The 15,062-nt window shown below is 72.2% G+C and carries 13 protein-coding genes; 2 read left to right on the top strand and 11 right to left on the bottom strand.

Annotation, left to right across the window (positions count from 1 at the left end; all coding sequences use genetic code 11):
- Nucleotides 1-72: 72 nt before the first annotated feature.
- From ACF1A5_RS21360 to ACF1A5_RS21405, 10 genes are all read right to left on the bottom strand, one after another.
- Nucleotides 73-1,374, bottom strand: a complete 1,302-nt coding sequence (locus ACF1A5_RS21360) for an MFS transporter (RefSeq protein WP_392194421.1) — start codon at nt 1,372-1,374, stop codon at nt 73-75.
- 58 nt (nt 1,375-1,432) lie between these two features.
- Nucleotides 1,433-2,038: a TetR/AcrR family transcriptional regulator gene (locus ACF1A5_RS21365; RefSeq protein WP_392194422.1), complete on the bottom strand. Its 606-nt coding sequence runs from the start codon at nt 2,036-2,038 to the stop codon at nt 1,433-1,435.
- Nucleotides 2,039-2,047: 9 nt separating this feature from the next.
- On the bottom strand, nt 2,048-3,088 hold the full coding sequence (locus ACF1A5_RS21370) for an agmatine/peptidylarginine deiminase (RefSeq protein ID WP_392194423.1): 1,041 nt from the start codon (nt 3,086-3,088) through the stop codon (nt 2,048-2,050).
- 24 nt (nt 3,089-3,112) lie between these two features.
- The gene (locus tag ACF1A5_RS21375; protein ID WP_392194424.1) at nt 3,113-4,795 is read right to left on the bottom strand and encodes an urease subunit alpha; all 1,683 of its coding nucleotides are present in this window, start codon (nt 4,793-4,795) and stop codon (nt 3,113-3,115) included.
- Complete coding sequence (ureA, locus tag ACF1A5_RS21380) at nt 4,792-5,472, bottom strand: urease subunit gamma (protein ID WP_392194425.1); 681 nt, start codon at nt 5,470-5,472, stop codon at nt 4,792-4,794. Before ureA ends, ACF1A5_RS21375 begins: the two co-directional genes overlap by 4 nt.
- Nucleotides 5,473-5,692: 220 nt before the next feature.
- Nucleotides 5,693-6,781, bottom strand: coding sequence for a branched-chain amino acid aminotransferase (locus ACF1A5_RS21385; RefSeq protein ID WP_392194426.1), 1,089 nt, complete (start codon nt 6,779-6,781; stop codon nt 5,693-5,695).
- 285 nt (nt 6,782-7,066) lie between these two features.
- A complete protein-coding gene (locus ACF1A5_RS21390) occupies nt 7,067-8,110 on the bottom strand; it encodes a 3-isopropylmalate dehydrogenase (protein ID WP_392194427.1) in 1,044 nt (347 codons plus the stop codon).
- 147 nt (nt 8,111-8,257) lie between these two features.
- Entirely contained in the window at nt 8,258-8,389 is a 132-nt protein-coding gene (locus ACF1A5_RS21395) for a hypothetical protein (RefSeq protein ID WP_356187910.1), read from the bottom strand.
- 328 nt (nt 8,390-8,717) lie between these two features.
- Nucleotides 8,718-10,349 (bottom strand): L-glutamate gamma-semialdehyde dehydrogenase, encoded by a 1,632-nt coding sequence (gene pruA, locus ACF1A5_RS21400; protein ID WP_392194428.1) that lies wholly within the window; start codon nt 10,347-10,349, stop codon nt 8,718-8,720.
- Nucleotides 10,350-10,398: 49 nt separating this feature from the next.
- A complete protein-coding gene (locus ACF1A5_RS21405; protein ID WP_392194429.1) occupies nt 10,399-11,325 on the bottom strand; it encodes a proline dehydrogenase family protein in 927 nt (308 codons plus the stop codon).
- 160 nt (nt 11,326-11,485) lie between these two features.
- Between ACF1A5_RS21405 and ACF1A5_RS21410 the strand changes: the two genes are divergently transcribed.
- On the top strand, nt 11,486-12,775 hold the full coding sequence (locus tag ACF1A5_RS21410; protein ID WP_392194430.1) for a PucR family transcriptional regulator: 1,290 nt from the start codon (nt 11,486-11,488) through the stop codon (nt 12,773-12,775).
- A 34-nt stretch (nt 12,776-12,809) separates the two neighbouring features.
- On the opposite strand, the gene ACF1A5_RS21415 is transcribed toward ACF1A5_RS21410, so the two are convergent.
- Complete coding sequence (locus ACF1A5_RS21415) at nt 12,810-13,391, bottom strand: TetR/AcrR family transcriptional regulator (RefSeq protein WP_392194502.1); 582 nt, start codon at nt 13,389-13,391, stop codon at nt 12,810-12,812.
- 96 nt (nt 13,392-13,487) lie between these two features.
- On the opposite strand from ACF1A5_RS21415, the gene ACF1A5_RS21420 reads away from it, so the two are divergent.
- Complete coding sequence (locus ACF1A5_RS21420; RefSeq protein WP_392194431.1) at nt 13,488-15,056, top strand: MFS transporter; 1,569 nt, start codon at nt 13,488-13,490, stop codon at nt 15,054-15,056.
- Nucleotides 15,057-15,062 lie beyond the last annotated feature (6 nt).

A 15,062-nucleotide genomic window follows, 5' to 3' on the forward strand; every position in this document is an offset into this window, starting at 1 on the left:
CTGCCCATAATCATGGCGAACGAGAGCACGGGGGCAGTCTGGCACAATCCGCCCCCGCGCTCACCGACCGTCTCAGGATGCGGGCGTCAGTCGAGACGACTCGGCTGCCCGCACCCGGGTGAGGTCGAGGTCCTTCGTCTCCCGCATGGTGAGGTAGACGACGAGGGAGACGGCCGCGCAGGCCGCCACGTACCAGAAGAAGCCGGACTCGGAGCCGGCGTTCTTGAACCACAGGGCGACGTACTCCGCGGTGCCGCCGAACAGCGCGTTGGCCAGGGCGTACGGGAGAGCCACGCCGAGCGCGCGGACGCCGGTCGGGAACAGCTCCGCCTTCACGCAGGCGTTGATCGAGGTGTAACCGGTCACGATCACCAGCGCCAGCAGGGACAGGCCGAGGGCCGGCCAGAAGCTCCCCGCGTGCCCGAGCAGGGTCATGACCGGCACGGTCAGCAGGGTGGAGCCGACGGCGAAGGTGATCAGCAGCGGGCGGCGGCCGATCCGGTCGGACAGCCGGCCGGCCAGCGGCTGGAGGCAGGCGAAGACGATCAGCGCGGTGAAGGAGACCAGCGTGGCGGTCTGCTTGGGCAGGCCCGCGGAGTTCGACAAGTACTTCGTGAGATACGTGGTGTACGTGTAGTAGGCGACCGTGCCGCCCATGGTCAGGGCCATCACCAGCAGCGCCTCCCGCCGGTGCCGCCACAGCGCGCGCAGCGTGCCGCGCTCCTCGCCGCCGGTGGCGTCGGCCTCGTAGACCTCGGTCTCCAGCATGCTGCGGCGCAGGTAGAAGACCACGGCCGCGCCGAGCGCGCCGACGACGAACGGAATGCGCCAGCCGTAGCTGTGCAGCGCGTCGTCCGACATGGTGCGCTGCAGGACGATCTGCAGGCCCAGGCCGACGATCTGGCCGGCGGTCATGGACACGTACTGGAAGCTGGAGGCGAAGCCGCGCCGGCGCGGGTCGGCGGCCTCGGTGAGGTAGGTGGCGCTTGCCGCGTACTCGCCGCCGACCGAGAGGCCCTGGAGCAGGCGGGCGAGGAGCAGCACCAGCGCCCCGCCGTAACCGGCGACCGCGTACGTCGGCGCCACCGCGATGAGGATCGCGGACGCGGACATCAGGGTCACGGTGAGGGTCAGCGCGGCCTTGCGGCCTCTTCTGTCGCCGACCCGGCCGAGCAGCCAGCCGCCGACCGGGCGCATGAAGAACCCGACCGCGAAGATGCCCGCGGTGTTCATGAGCTGGGCGGTCGGGTCGCCGTCGGGGAAGAAAGCCCCGGCGAAGTAGGTGGCGAAACTGGCGTAGACGAACCAGTCGTACCACTCCACCATGTTCCCGGCCGAGCCGATCCAGATCCTCTTCCAGTGCTGTTGTCCCATGAGGCGTACCTGCCCCGGCCGGGCACAGGTGACCCTCCCAATGGGCCGTTCGGCGGCGTCACTTGGCGGGGCGGCCCAGCGATTCGTCCAGGAACTCCCTTACGTGACCGAGGACCTGCTCCCGGCCGGTGCCGCGCAGCCCGATCGCCACGTGGATGGAGAAGCCGTCGAGCAGGGCGCGCAGCCGGATGGCGAACCGGTCGGCGTCCACGGGGCGGAACTCGCCGCGCGAGACGCCCTCGGCGATCAGGGCGACCAGGTCGCGGTGCCAGGCGCCCTCGATGGCGGCCTGCCGGTCGCGGGCGGCGTCGTCGGCGTTCTGCGAGCGGTTCCAGACCTCCAGCCACAGCGTCCAGTGGGGGTCGCGGTGGCCGTCGGGGACGTACAGGCCGACGTAGGCGTCCAGGCGTGCGCGGGCGGGGGCGGTGCGGGCGAGCAGCCGGCCGCGTTCGGCGCCCAGGCGGCCCTCGCTCCACTCCAGGGTCCGCAGCAGCAGCTCGTCCTTGGAGTGGAAGTAGTACAGCAGGTGGCCGCTGCTCATGCCGACCGCGCGGCCGAGCGCCGCCATGGTGAGCTTCTCCAGACCGCGCTCGGCGATCATCTCCATGGCGGCGGCGAGGACCTCCTCGCGCGGCGGGGCCGCCTGCCTGCGCCCACCGGCCATCCGCTGCTCCTAGCTCCTCGGCTGCTGCTGGGTGATGCAGTGGATGCCGCCACCGCCGGAGAAGATCGTACGGGCGTCCACCAGCGTCACCGTCCGCTCCGGGAAGAGCCGCCGGAAGATGCCGGCCGCGAGTTCGTCGCGCGGGTCGTCGAAGCCGCACAGCACGACGCCGCCGTTGCAGAGGTAGTGGTTGATGTACGAGTGGTCGGCCCAGTGGCCGTCCGCCTCCAGCACGGTGGGGGCGGGGACCTCCACGACCTCCAGGCGGCGGCCGCGCGCGTCGGTGGCGGACCTCAGGATGCCGATGACCTCCTTCGACACCTCGTGGTCGGGGTGCGCCGGGTCCGGCTGGTGGTGGGCGACGACGACGCCGGGGCGGGCGAAGGCGGCGACGATGTCCACGTGGCCGAGGGTGCCGAAGCCGTGCGGCGGGTAGTCGCCGGTCAGGCCGCGGGGCAGCCAGATCGCCTTGCGGGTGCCGAGGTGGGCGTGGATCTCCGCCTCGACCCGCTCCCTGGTCCAGTGCGGGTTGCGTTCGGGGCCGAGCTGCACGGTCTCGGTGAGCAGGACGGTGCCCTCGCCGTCGACGTGGATCGCGCCGCCCTCGTTGACCAGCTCCGAGGCGTACGTCCGCGCGCCCGCGAGGTCCGCGACGTGTGCGGCGATCTTCGCGTCGTGCTCCCAGCGGGCCCACCCCTGGGCGCCCCAGCCGTTGAACGTCCAGTCGACGGCAGCGAGTCGGCCCCGGCCGCCGGTGAGGAAGGTGGGGCCGATGTCCCGCATCCAGGCGTCGTCCAGGTCGCGCTCGACGGTGTCGACGCCGGGGCCGAGCAGTGCCTGCGCGTACGCCGACTGGCCGGGGCGGCAGACGACCGTCACCGGTTCGAAGCGGAGGACGGCACGGGCCACCGAGGCCCAGGCCCTGCGGGCGAGGACGAGGTCGTCGGGGTCGTCGAAGGTCGGGTTGGGGCCGGGCCAGGCCATCCAGGTGCGCTCGTGCGGCGCCCACTCGGCGGGCATGTGGAAGCCGTCGGCGGCGGGGGTGTTCATACGCGGTCCTCGGCTCCTTGAACCTCAGAGGAAATAAAGGCGGCTGAGGGACACCGAGTCGGCCGGCGCGGAGCGGACCGGCTCGCCGTCCAGGGTGACCAGGCCGGTCCGCTGATCGACGTCGACCGACCCGGTACGGGAGTTCAGGCGCAGGTCGGCGGGGCCTATGCCGCGGGTGCCGCGGACGGCGACCCTTCTTCTGCGGGTCGGCATCCGGTCGTGGCCCTGCTCCAGGGCGGCCCGGGCGACGAACGCGACCGAGATCTCGGCGGGGGTGGCCCCGTGCGCGCCGAACTGCGGCCCCAGTACGAGGGGTTCGCAGGTGTCGGTGGCCGCGTTGGGGTCGCCGGTCACGCCGTACGCCGGGAAGCCCGCCTTGAGCACGAGCTGCGGCTTGGCCCCGAAGTACTCGGGGCGCCACAGCACGATGTCGGCCAGCTTGCCCGGCTCGATGGAGCCGACCTCGTGCCCGAGGCCGTGCGCGACGGCCGGGTTGACGGTCAGCTTGGCGATGTAGCGCAGCACGCGGGCGTTGTCGTCGTCCGGGCCGTCCCCGTCCAGGGGGCCCAGCTCGGCCTTCATCTTCCCGGCCATCGCGAAGGTGCGCCGCACGGTCTCGCCCGCGCGGCCCATGCCCTGCGCGTCGGAGGAGGTGATGCCGATCGCGCCCAGGTCGTGCAGCACGTCCTCGGCGCCCATGGTTCCGGCGCGGATGCGGTCGCGGGCCATGGCGGCGTCGCCCGGCAGGTCGGTCTTGAGGTCGTGGACGGAGACGATCATGCCGTAGTGCTCGGCGACCGCGTCCCGGCCGAAGGGGAGGGTGGGGTTGGTGGAGGAGCCGATGACGTTCGGGACTCCGGCCATCTTCAGGACGTTCGGCACGTGGCCGCCGCCGCAGCCCTCGATGTGGAAGGCGTGGACGGTGCGTCCCTCCAGGACCCGCAGGGTGTCCTCGACCGACAGGCACTCGTTCAGCCCGTCGCTGTGCAGGGCGACCTGCACGTCGTGGTCCTCGGCGACTCGGAGGGCGGTGTCCAGGGCACGGGTGTGGGCGCCCATGTCCTCGTGCACCTTGAAACCGCAGGCGCCGCCCTCGGCGAGGGCCTCCACCAGCGGGGCGGAGTGGGAGGACGACCCACGGCCGAGGAAGCCGATGTTGACCGGCCAGGCGTCGAAGGCGCCGAACGCGTGCCGCAGCGCCCAGGGCGAGTTGACGCCCACGCCCCACACCGGCCCGAACTCCTGGCCGATGATCGTGGTCACGCCGGAGGCGAGCGAGGCCTCCATGACGCGCGGGGAGAGCAGGTGCACATGGGTGTCGACGGCCCCGGCGGTGGCGACAAGCCCCTCGCCGGACACGATCGACGTGCCGGTGCCCACGACCACGTCGACCCCGTCGAGGGTGTCGGGGTTGCCGGCCCGCCCGACGGAGTGGATCCGGCCCTCGCGGATCCCGATGGAGACCTTCCGGATCCCCTGCACGGCGTCGATCACGACGACGTTGCTGATCACGACGTCGCAGGTCTCGCGGACGGCGGCCGCCTTCAGGTGCAGTCCGTCGCGGGCCGTCTTGCCGAACCCGGCGAGGAACTCGTCGCCCGGGCGCTGGGCGTCGGACTCGACGCGGATCACCAGCCCGGAGTCGCCGAGCCGGACGCGGTCGCCGGCGCGGGGACCGTGGGTGGCGGCGTACTCGTACGGGTTCATCGCGCGACTCCCAGATATCCGCAGGCGGCGGCCCTGCGCAGGGCCTCCTCCTTCGCCCCCGGCGCGTCCAGCGGCCCGTCGACCAGCCCCGCGAACCCGATGGCGACGCGGTCGCCCCCGATCGGCAGCAGCCCGACCTCGACGCGCTCGCCGGGGCCGAAGCGGACGGAGGAGCCCGCGGGCACGGCGAGCCGCATCCCGTAGGCGGCGGCCCGGTCGAAGTCGAGCCGCGGGTTGGCCTCGAAGAAGTGGAAGTGGGAGGTGACGGAGACCGGCACGGTCGCGGTGTTGGTGACCGCGAGGCGGACCGCCGCCTCGGGCTCGGCGTGCTCCGGGCCCGGCAGCAGAGCGCCCGGCCCCCGCTCCCCCAGTCCGCCGCCGATGGGGTCGCAGACCACCGCCAGCCGCGAGCCGTCGTCGAAGACGGCCTCGACGTGCACCTCCGTGACGACGTCCGCCACGCCGGGCAGCACGTCGTCGGGGCCGAGCACCGCGCGGGCCCGCTCTACCGCCTCGGCGAGCCGGGCGCCGTCCCGGGCCGCCTCGCAGACGGTGTCGGCGATCAGGGCCGTGGCCTCCGGGACGTTGAGCCTCAGGCCGCGCGTCCGGCGGGACCGGGCCAGCTCGGCGGCGGAGAACAGCAGCAGCCGGTCACGCTCGGTGGGGGTGAGTCTCACGTCGCGGCACCTCCTTGCCCATGCTTTCCGGTGTCCGGAGTTTAGAGCAGCACTCTAAACGCAGAACCTGTGCAAAGGGAAGAGGAGAGCGCCAGTGCAGGGCCATTGGCTGCGATCATATTGAGTGTTACTCAAAGTGCGTCGCGAACCCGAAAAGGCCGTCCCCCGGCCGCTCGTGGGAGCGGCCGGAGGACGGCCCGAGGGAGAACCGGGGCGGGACTCAGCCGATGCGGTGCATCCAGCCGTGCTTGTCCTCGGCGGTGCCGCGCTGGAGGTCCAGGAGGGCCTGGCGGAGCTTCAGCGTGACCTCGCCGGGCTCGCCGCCCGACTGCTGCCACTCGCCGGACGCGCGCTTGACGGTGCCGACCGGGGTGATGACGGCGGCCGTGCCGCAGGCGAAGACCTCGGTGAGGGTGCCGTTCTCGGAGTCGCGCTGCCACTGGTCGATGGAGACGCGGGCCTCCTCGGACTCGTAGCCGAGGTCGCGGGCGACGGCCAGCAGCGAGTCGCGGGTGACGCCCTCCAGGATGGAGCCGGTGAGCGTCGGGGTGACGATCCTGTCGCCGTACACGAAGTACAGGTTCATGCCGCCCAGTTCCTCGACCCACTGGTGCTCCACGGCGTCGAGGTAGCAGACCTGGGCGCAGCCCTTGGCGGCCGCCTCGGCCTGGGCGAGCAGGGAGGCCGCGTAGTTGCCGCCGGTCTTGGCGTCGCCCATGCCGCCGGGGACGGCGCGGACCCGGTCCTCGGAGACCCAGATGGAGACCGGCTTCACGCCGCCCGGGAAGTAGGCGCCGGCCGGGGAGGCGATGACCAGGAAGAGGTACTCGTTGGCGGGCTTGACGCCCAGTCCGACCTCGGTGGCGATCATGAACGGGCGCAGGTAGAGCGACTCCTCGCCGCCGTGCGGCGGCACCCAGCCCTGGTCCTGCTGGACCAGGGCGTCGCAGGCCTCGACGAAGGTCTCGACGGGCAGCTCGGGCATGGCCAGGCGGCGGGCGGAGGCCTGGAAGCGCTGGGCGTTCTTGTCGGGGCGGAAGGTGGCGACGGTGCCGTCGGGCTGGCGGTAGGCCTTCAGCCCCTCGAAGATCTCCTGCGCGTAGTGCAGGACGTGAGTGGCGGGGTCGAGGGAGATCGGCGCGTACGGGACGAGCTGTCCGTCGTGCCAGCCCCGGCCCTCCGTCCACCTGATCGTCACCATGTGATCGGTGAAGTGGCGGCCGAACCCGGGGTTGGCCAGGATCGCCTCCCGCTCCGCGTCGGAGAGCGGGTTGGCCGAGGGCTTGAGCTCGATCGTGGGCGTCGTCATCAGTGGTTTGTCCTTCACCGGTTGTCGTGACGGGCCGCGCTCACGCCCGTACGGCCAGTGGCCGGTGCTAGGACGTCCGAACATTCCCTCATACCGCGGCTCCGCGTTCGATTATCGCGCGGAGCCGGCAGCGGAAGAAAACGGGGTGAATGCGGGCCCAGGGGTTGATGGTGGCACCCGGCGCCGCATACGAAAAGCCGCCGGGTGCGGATGCGACCCGACGGCTTCGAATGGGATTCCCCCCTCTCCTCGGAGCCGGGGGAGTTTTCGAGTGGCGCGGCCAGGTCAGCCGGCTACTCGCACGGCGAGCGCGTCGCCGATCTCGGCGGTGCTGCGGGCGGGCAGCCCGCCGCGCTCCGCGAGGTCGGCGGAGACCGCCTCCTCGATCCGGGTCGCCTCGTCCTCGTAGCCGAGGTGGCGCAGCAGCAGGGCGACGGAGAGGACCGTGGCGGTGGGGTCGGCCTTGCCCTGGCCGGCGATGTCCGGGGCCGAGCCGTGGACCGGCTCGAACATCGACGGGAACGCGCCGCTCGGGTTGATGTTGCCGGAGGCGGCGACGCCGATGCCGCCGGAGACGGCCGCGGCGAGGTCGGTGATGATGTCACCGAAGAGGTTGTCGGTGACGATCACGTCGAAGCGCTCGGGCTGGGTGACGAGGTAGATCGTCGCCGCGTCGACGTGGATGTACTCGGTGGTGACCTCGGGGAACTCCTCGGCCACCCGGTTGAAGACGTTCGTCCACAGGTGCCCGGCGAAGGTCAGCACGTTGTTCTTGTGGACCAGCGTGAGCTTCTTGCGCGGGCGGGCCTGGGCGCGGGCGAAGGCGTCGCGCACCACGCGCTCGACCCCGTAGGCCGTGTTGACGGACACCTCGGTGGCGACCTCGTGCTCGGTGCCCTTGCGGATGGTGCCGCCGTTGCCCGTGTAGGGGCCCTCGGTGCCCTCGCGGACGACGACGAAGTCGATCCGCGGGTCGCCCGCGAGCGGGGTGGCGACGCCGGGCAGCAGCTTCGAGGGGCGCAGGTTGACGTGGTGGTCGAAGGCGAAGCGGAGCTTGAGCAGGAAGCCGCGCTCCAGGACGCCGGACGGCACCGACGGGTCGCCGATGGCGCCGAGCAGGATGGCGTCGTGCCGCTGGAGCCGCTCCAGGTCGGCGTCGGTGAGGGTCTCACCGGTGGCGTGGTAGCGCCGGGCCCCGAAGTCGTACTCCTCGGTCTCGAGCTTCACGTCCTGCGGGAGGACGGCGGTCAGGACCTTCAGGCCCTCGGCCACCACTTCCTGGCCGATGCCGTCACCGGGGATCACTGCGAGATCGATGCTGCGAGACATGTCGGCACCCTACTCCGCGTCCCATGAGATGACACGGGACGTCCATCATTCGGACGATGGGAGCGGCCACGGGGGCGCGGGCGGGGTACACGAAGGCCGCGCCCGCGCCCCGTGCGGGCGCGGCTCCCGGCTGGTGGACGCGGCGGCTCAGTGGCCCGTCTGGCCGCCGTTGTCCCGGCGGTCGAGGGCGCGCTGGAGCGCGGCGGCGGCGTTCTTGCGGTCGGACTCGCTCGTACGGGAGTGGTGGCGGACTCGGCGGCGGACGGTCGTCTCGGCCATGGGAAATCGACTCCTTCGACAAGCAGGGAGCGCGGAAAGGAAGTTTCGAGACTCCCCCACGGCCTGATGGGCCTGGGTGATGCCGATTCAGTGGCGGGGAGCGGCGCCGCAGGGGTTACCTGCTCGGGGCCCGGCTCACGCCCGCCGTTCGCTGGATCGAGCGAGACGTTCGGCTCCTACAAAGCTAAGCGAGGACGGCTTCTCTGTCTCCACAATTACTCGGACTTCCTACTATCTGAGACGACGGCCTCCCGGCGGGCACGGAAACGCAGACGGGCCGGGCCCCGTCCGTGTGGACGGGACCCGGCCCCGCGTACCTGCCGGTGTGTCAGCCCATGTGCGGGTAGCCGTAGTCGGTCGGCGGGACCAGCGTCTCCTTGATGGCGCGGGTCAGGGTCCAGCGCATCAGGTTCTGCGGGGCGCCGGCCTTGTCGTTGGTGCCGGAGGCTCGGCCGCCGCCGAAGGGCTGCTGGCCGACGACCGCGCCGGTCGACTTGTCGTTGATGTAGAAGTTGCCGGCCGCGTAGCGCAGCCGCTCCATCGTGTACGCCGCCGCCGCGCGGTCGTTGGAGATGACGGACCCGGTCAGCGCGTAGTCCGACACCGCCTCCATCTGGGTGAGCATCTCGTCGTACTTCTCGTCCTCGTAGACGTGGACGGCGAGGATCGGGCCGAAGTACTCGGTACGGAAGACGTCGTTCTCCGGGTCGGTGCACTCGATGACGGTCGGTCGGACGAAGTAGCCGACCGAGTCGTCGTAGGTGCCGCCCGCGACGATCGTGCAGGCCGCGTCCTCCTTGGCCCGGTCGATCGCCGCCTTGTTCTTCGCGAAGGAGCGCTCGTCGATGACCGCGCCGATGAAGTGCGACAGGTCGGTGACGTCACCCATGGTCAGGCCGTCGACCTCGGCGGCGAACTCCTCCTTGAAGCCGGAGTTCCAGATCGACGCCGGGACGTAGGCGCGGGAGGTGGCGCTGCACTTCTGGCCCTGGTACTCGAAGGCGCCGCGGGTCAGCGCGGTCTTGAGCACCGCGCGGTCGGCGGACGGGTGCGCGACCAGGAAGTCCTTGCCGCCGGTCTCGCCGACCAGACGCGGGTAGGAGCGGTACTTCTCGATGTTGGCGCCGACCGTCTTCCACAGGTACTGGAAGGTCCTGGTCGAGCCGGTGAAGTGGATGCCCGCCAGGTCGCGGTGGGCCAGGGCGACCTCGGACACCTCGATGCCGTCGCCGGTGACGAGGTTGATGACGCCCTTGGGCAGACCAGCCTCCTCCAGCAGCCGCATGAGCAGCACCGCGGCGTGGGTCTGCGTCGGGGAGGGCTTCCAGACCACGACGTTGCCCATCAGCGCGGGCGCGGTCGGCAGGTTGGCCGCGATCGCCGAGAAGTTGAACGGCGTGATCGCGTAGACGAAGCCCTCCAGCGGGCGGTGGTCGAGGCGGTTCCACACGCCCGGCGAGTTCGCCGGGGGCTGCTCGGCCAGGATCTGGCGGGCGTAGTGGACGTTGAAGCGCCAGAAGTCGACCAGCTCGCACGGGCTGTCGATCTCCGCCTGCTGGGCCGTCTTCGACTGGCCGAGCATGGTGGAGGCGGCGATGGTCTCGCGCCAGGGGCCGGCCAGCAGCTCGGCCGCGCGCAGGATGATCGCGGCGCGGTCGTCGAAGGACATCGCGCGCCAGGCGGGCGCGGCGGCGAGGGCCGCGTCGATGGCGTCCCGGGCGTCCGCCCGCGTGGCGTTGCGGTAGGTGCCGAGGACGGCCTTGTGGTTGTGCGGCTGGACGACCTGGAAGGCCTCGCCGCCGCCCATGCGCTTCTCGCCACCGATGGTGCAGGGCAGGTCGACCGGGTTGCCGGCGAGCTCCTTGAGCTTGGCCTCCAGGCGGGCGCGCTCGGGCGAGCCGGGGGCGTAGCCGTGCACCGGCTCGTTGACGGGGGTGGGGACCTGGGTCACAGCGTCCATGGGTTCCGTAACTCCTTGACTTGAGCGGTGTTGCGAGCGGGGCGCGGGCTCAGCCCTTGCTGACCATCGAGCGGACGAAGAAGCGCAGGTTGGCCGGCTTCTCCGCCAGGCGGCGCATGAAGTAGCCGTACCAGTCGGTGCCGTAGGCGGTGTAGACGCGCATGCGGTGGCCCTCGGCGGCCAGCCGCAGGTGCTCGTCGCTCCGGATGCCGTACAGCATCTGGAACTCGTACTCGGCGGGCTTGCGCCCGGCGCTCCGGGCGAGTTCCTGCCCGATGGAGATGAGCCGCGGGTCGTGGGACCCGATCATCGGGTACCCCTCGCCCTCCATCAGCGTGCGCAGGACCCGCACGTACGCCTTGTCGATCTCCTGCCTGTTCTGGTACGCGACCTCGGCGGGCTCCTTGTAGGCGCCCTTGACCAGGCGCACCCGGCTGCCGCTCGCGGCGAGACGGCGGGCGTCGGCCTCGGTGCGGAAGAGGTAGGCCTGGATGACGCAGCCGGTCTGCGGGAAGTCCTTCCGCAACTCCTCGTGGATGGCGAACATCGAGTCGAGGGTGGTGTGGTCCTCCGCGTCCAGGGTGACCGTGGTGCCGATCGCCGCGGCGGCCTCGACGACCGGGCGGACGTTGGCGAGGGCCAGCTCGTGTCCGCCGGGTAGGGCTTGGCCGAACATGGACAGTTTGACGGACACCTCGACCCTGGTGCCGAGCTCCAGGTCCTTGATCCGGTCGATCAGCAGGAGGTAGGCGTCGCGGGCGGCGGCGGCCTGCTCGGGGGTGGTGATGTCCTCGCCGACCACGTCCATGGTCAGCTCCAGGCCCTTGCCGGTCAGGTCCGTGATGATCGGGACGATGTCGTCCACGGTCTCGCCGGGGATGAAGCGGTCGACGACCTGCTTGGTCACCGGGGCCGCCGAGATCAGGCGTCGCATCCGGTCGCTGCGCGACGCGGCGAGAATCACGGGACCCAGCACGGGGCACCTCCACAACGAGGAACAGAAAGCCGCCACCCGCCCTCGGGCAACGGCACGGAGAACCACCGTGAAAGTTAAGGATCCCTCCGATCGTCGACCATCGACAGCTGTCACGCATCCGTGCCCCAGATCTCAGACAGATGTATGAGGCTCCTGGAAAGTGCGGGAGAATGCCCGGGTGACGCCGGAACGCAGAGGTGACTACCAGGAGCTGGTCGACGAGATCTCCGAGCTGCTCGGCGCACCGGCGACGCTGGAGAACCGGGACTTCGAGCTGATCGCCTTCGGCGCCTACGACAGCGAGGGCGACCTCGATCCGTCCGCCCTGGACCCGGTGCGCACCCGCTCGATCCTCACCCGCCGGTCCACGGCGGCGGTGCGCACCTGGTTCGAGGGCTTCGGCATCACCCGCGCCACCGGCCCGGTGCGGATCCCGCCGACCCCGGAGGCGGGGGTGTACCGGGGGCGGATCTGTCTCCCCGTACGCCATAGGGGTGTCGTCCTCGGCTACGTCTGGCTGCTGGACGACGAGCCCGGCCCCGGCGAACCGCAGCTCGCGGCGGCCATGCGGGTGACCGCGCGGATCGGCGCGCTGCTCGCGGACGAGGCGCAGCACGGCGCGGACCTCACCCGGGAGCTGCGGGCGGTGCTCACCGCCGAGCCCGGCTGGCCGCGGGACATGGCGGTGGCGGAGCTGCGGACGGCCCTCGGTGCGCGGGCGGACGGTCCGCACACGGTGGTGTGCGTGGCCCCGTGGCCCTCGGCCGACCCCGGCGACGCTCCGTCGGTGCGCACCCTGCCGGGCGCGACGGCACTGTGCACCGTGCCCTGGGACGCAGGGACCGCGCAGGCCCCCGGGGCAGTGGGGGGCACCGGCACCGCGCAGTGCCTGGCGCTCCTGGTCCGGCTGCGGTCGGCGGACGCGCCGGCCCCGGCGGAGGCGGCGGCGGCCCGGCTGCTGGAACGGGCCGGGGCGCGAGCCGGCGGAACAGGGACTACCGGCACCGGCTCGGGCGCGGGGGGCCGTACGGGCGGTGCCGAGGTCGCCGCCGGGGTCGCCGCCGCCCGGTCCGGGCTGGCGGAACTGGGGACCGCCTGGGCGGAGGCATGGGGGGCGGCCCGGGCCGCGCTGGCGGAGCCGCGGCTGGGTCCGGTCGCGCGGTGGGCCTCGATCGGCCCGTTCCGCCTGCTCACGGCACTGCCCCCGCAGACCGCCGAGGACGAGGCCGTACGTGCCCTGCTCTCCCCCGCCCACCAGGAACTGGCCCGTACCGCCGAGGCGTTCCTGGACTGCGCCGGCCAGGCCGGCCGCACCGCCGCCGAGCTGGGCATCCACCGCCAGACCCTCTACTACCGCCTGTCCCGGGTGGAGCAGCTGACCGGCCTCGACCTGGACGACGGCGAGGACCGCCTGCTGCTGCACATGGCGCTGAAGCGGGCGCGGCTGTAGGGCGGTGCTGTGGGCCGCGGCCCGCGCCGCCGGGTCACTCGGCCCGGCGCACACCGTCCAGCAGGCGGCTCAGGCCCTCGGTGAGGGTGTCCGCGTCGGGAGCGTTCTTCGGGTCGAAGGTCCACTGCGCGATCAGGCCGGTCATGAGGACCGTGTAGAAGGCGCCGAGCGTGTCGACGACCTCCTCCGGGACGTCCTCCTCGCGCTCGCCCGTCATGAGGGCGACGAAACCACGCGAAGCGTCCCGCTGCGCCCGCGCGAGGTGGTCGCGCACCTCGGGCAACCGGTCGCCCATGACCACGATCTCCGCGCTGAGGCGCCAGAACGAGCCCGGCTCGCGCATCGTGGCGATGATGTTCGACCACACCTCCCGGAACCGCTCGAGAGAGCCCGGCGCGGCGCCGGTCCCGGGGGTCGCGTCCCAGTCCTCGGCCACCCCCTCGATCAGCGACACGTACGCCTGCGCCAGCAACGCGTCCTTGGAGCCGTAGTGATAGCCGATCGACGCCAGGTTCGTGCCCGACTCCCTGACGATGTCGCGCGCGGTGGTCCGCGCGAACCCCTTGTCCAGCAGGCAGCGCTTCGCGCCTTCGAGCAGATCCTCGCGGTGTCCCATGCGCAGCAGCCTACCGCCGTCCATACGACCGTCCTAGACGAGTGAATTATACAACCGTTCTAGACACTTGTTTAATACGCCCGTACAGTCGCCGGCATGACGAACCCGACGAGCACGACCGCTTCCCCGGGCGCCGAGGGCGCCCCCGTCCGCGCCGGGCGCCGCGAGTGGACCGCCCTCGGGGTGCTGATGCTCCCGCTGCTCCTGGTCTCGATGGACGTCTCGGTCCTGTACTTCGCCGCCCCCGCGATCGGCGCCGACCTGCGGCCGAGCGGCACCCAGCAGCTGTGGATCTTCGACGTCTACGGCTTCGTCCTGGCCGGCCTGCTGATGACGATGGGCGCGCTGGGCGACCGCATCGGCCGCCGCAGGCTGCTGCTGGCGGGCGCGGCCGCCTTCGGCGCCGCCTCGCTGGTGGCGGCGTACGCGGACAGCGCCGAGACCCTGATCGCGGCCCGCGCGGTCCTCGGCATCGGCGGCGCGACCCTGATGCCGTCGACGATGGCGCTGCTGCGCACGATGTTCACCGACCCCGGCCAGCGGGCGAAGGCCATCGGCCTGTGGTCGGGGGTGATGACCGGCGGCATCGCGCTGGGCTCGGTGATGAGCGGTGTGCTCGTCGAGCACTTCTGGTGGGGCTCGGTCTTCCTGGTCAACCTGCCCGCGATGGCCCTGCTGCTGGTGCTCGGCCCGGTCCTGCTCCCCGAGTCGCGGAACCCCGCCCCCGGCCGCTTCGACTGGCCGAGCGTTCCGCTGTCGATGGCCGCGGTGCTCCCGGTGGTCTACGGCCTGAAGGAGATCCCCTCCGAGGGCTGGCACCCGCGGTACGTGGTGTCGGTGGCCGTCGGCCTGCTCTTCGCCGCGCTCCTCGTCCGGCGCCAGCGCACCGGGGACTCCCCGCTGGTCCCGCCGGCGCTGCTCCGGGGCCGCGGCTTCACCCCGGCGCTGGTCCTTACCCTGATCTCGGCGTTCGCCGTCATGGGCTCGGCCATCTTCACCACGCAGTACCTGCAGTCGGTCCTGGGCAAGAGCCCCCTGTCGGCCGCGCTGTGGAGCCTGCTCCCGTCGGTGCTCATCGGCATCGCCGGCCCGGTCACCGGACAGCTCGTCGCCCGGGGCGCCGACCGCGGGTACGCCGTCGCCTCCGGCTTCGCCTTCTCCGCGGCCGGGTTCACGCTCCTGGCGTTCACCGGCACGCACTCCCTCTGGCTGGTCCTCACCGCGGCGGGTGTCCTGGCCTGCGGCGCGGTCATGGTGATGTCCCAGCTGACCGACCTCGCGATGAGCACGGCGCCGGTGGACCGGGCGGGCACGGCCTCGGCCCTGCTGGAGACGGCCACCGAGTTCGGCGGCGCGCTGGGCATGGCGGTCCTCGGCTCCATCGGCACCGCCGTCTACCGTCACGACATCCCGTCCTCGGCCCCGGCGGCGGCCCACGAGACCCTGGGCGGCGCCCTCGCCGTCGCCGGGCGGTTGCCGGGGCGCGCGGGAGACGCCCTGGCGGCCACGGCACGCGAGGCATTCACCCACGGGATGCGGGGCGCCGCGCTGGCGGGGGCGGTCCTGCTGGCCCTCGCCGCCCTCGCGGCGGCGGCCACCCTGCGCCGGATCCGTGTGCGCCCCGCGCCGCTCGCGGAGGCCGAGCCGGAGGCCCGCCTCGCCTGAGCCCCC

The sequence above is a fragment of the Streptomyces sp. NPDC014864 genome (assembly GCF_043081525.1).
In the GTDB taxonomy this organism is placed as follows: Bacteria; Actinomycetota; Actinomycetes; order Streptomycetales; family Streptomycetaceae; genus Streptomyces.

Coding starts and splice junctions, on each gene's coding strand:
- ACF1A5_RS21360 (WP_392194421.1), bottom strand. CDS start 1,374: ATGGGACAACAGCACTGGAAGAGGATCTGGATCGGCTCGGCCGGGAAC.
- ACF1A5_RS21365 (WP_392194422.1), bottom strand. CDS start 2,038: ATGGCCGGTGGGCGCAGGCAGGCGGCCCCGCCGCGCGAGGAGGTCCTC.
- ACF1A5_RS21370 (WP_392194423.1), bottom strand. CDS start 3,088: ATGAACACCCCCGCCGCCGACGGCTTCCACATGCCCGCCGAGTGGGCG.
- ACF1A5_RS21375 (WP_392194424.1), bottom strand. CDS start 4,795: ATGAACCCGTACGAGTACGCCGCCACCCACGGTCCCCGCGCCGGCGAC.
- ACF1A5_RS21385 (WP_392194426.1), bottom strand. CDS start 6,781: ATGACGACGCCCACGATCGAGCTCAAGCCCTCGGCCAACCCGCTCTCC.
- ACF1A5_RS21390 (WP_392194427.1), bottom strand. CDS start 8,110: ATGTCTCGCAGCATCGATCTCGCAGTGATCCCCGGTGACGGCATCGGC.
- ACF1A5_RS21395 (WP_356187910.1), bottom strand. CDS start 8,389: ATGGCCGAGACGACCGTCCGCCGCCGAGTCCGCCACCACTCCCGTACG.
- pruA (WP_392194428.1), bottom strand. CDS start 10,349: ATGGACGCTGTGACCCAGGTCCCCACCCCCGTCAACGAGCCGGTGCAC.
- ACF1A5_RS21415 (WP_392194502.1), bottom strand. CDS start 13,391: ATGGGACACCGCGAGGATCTGCTCGAAGGCGCGAAGCGCTGCCTGCTG.
- ACF1A5_RS21420 (WP_392194431.1), top strand. CDS start 13,488: ATGACGAACCCGACGAGCACGACCGCTTCCCCGGGCGCCGAGGGCGCC.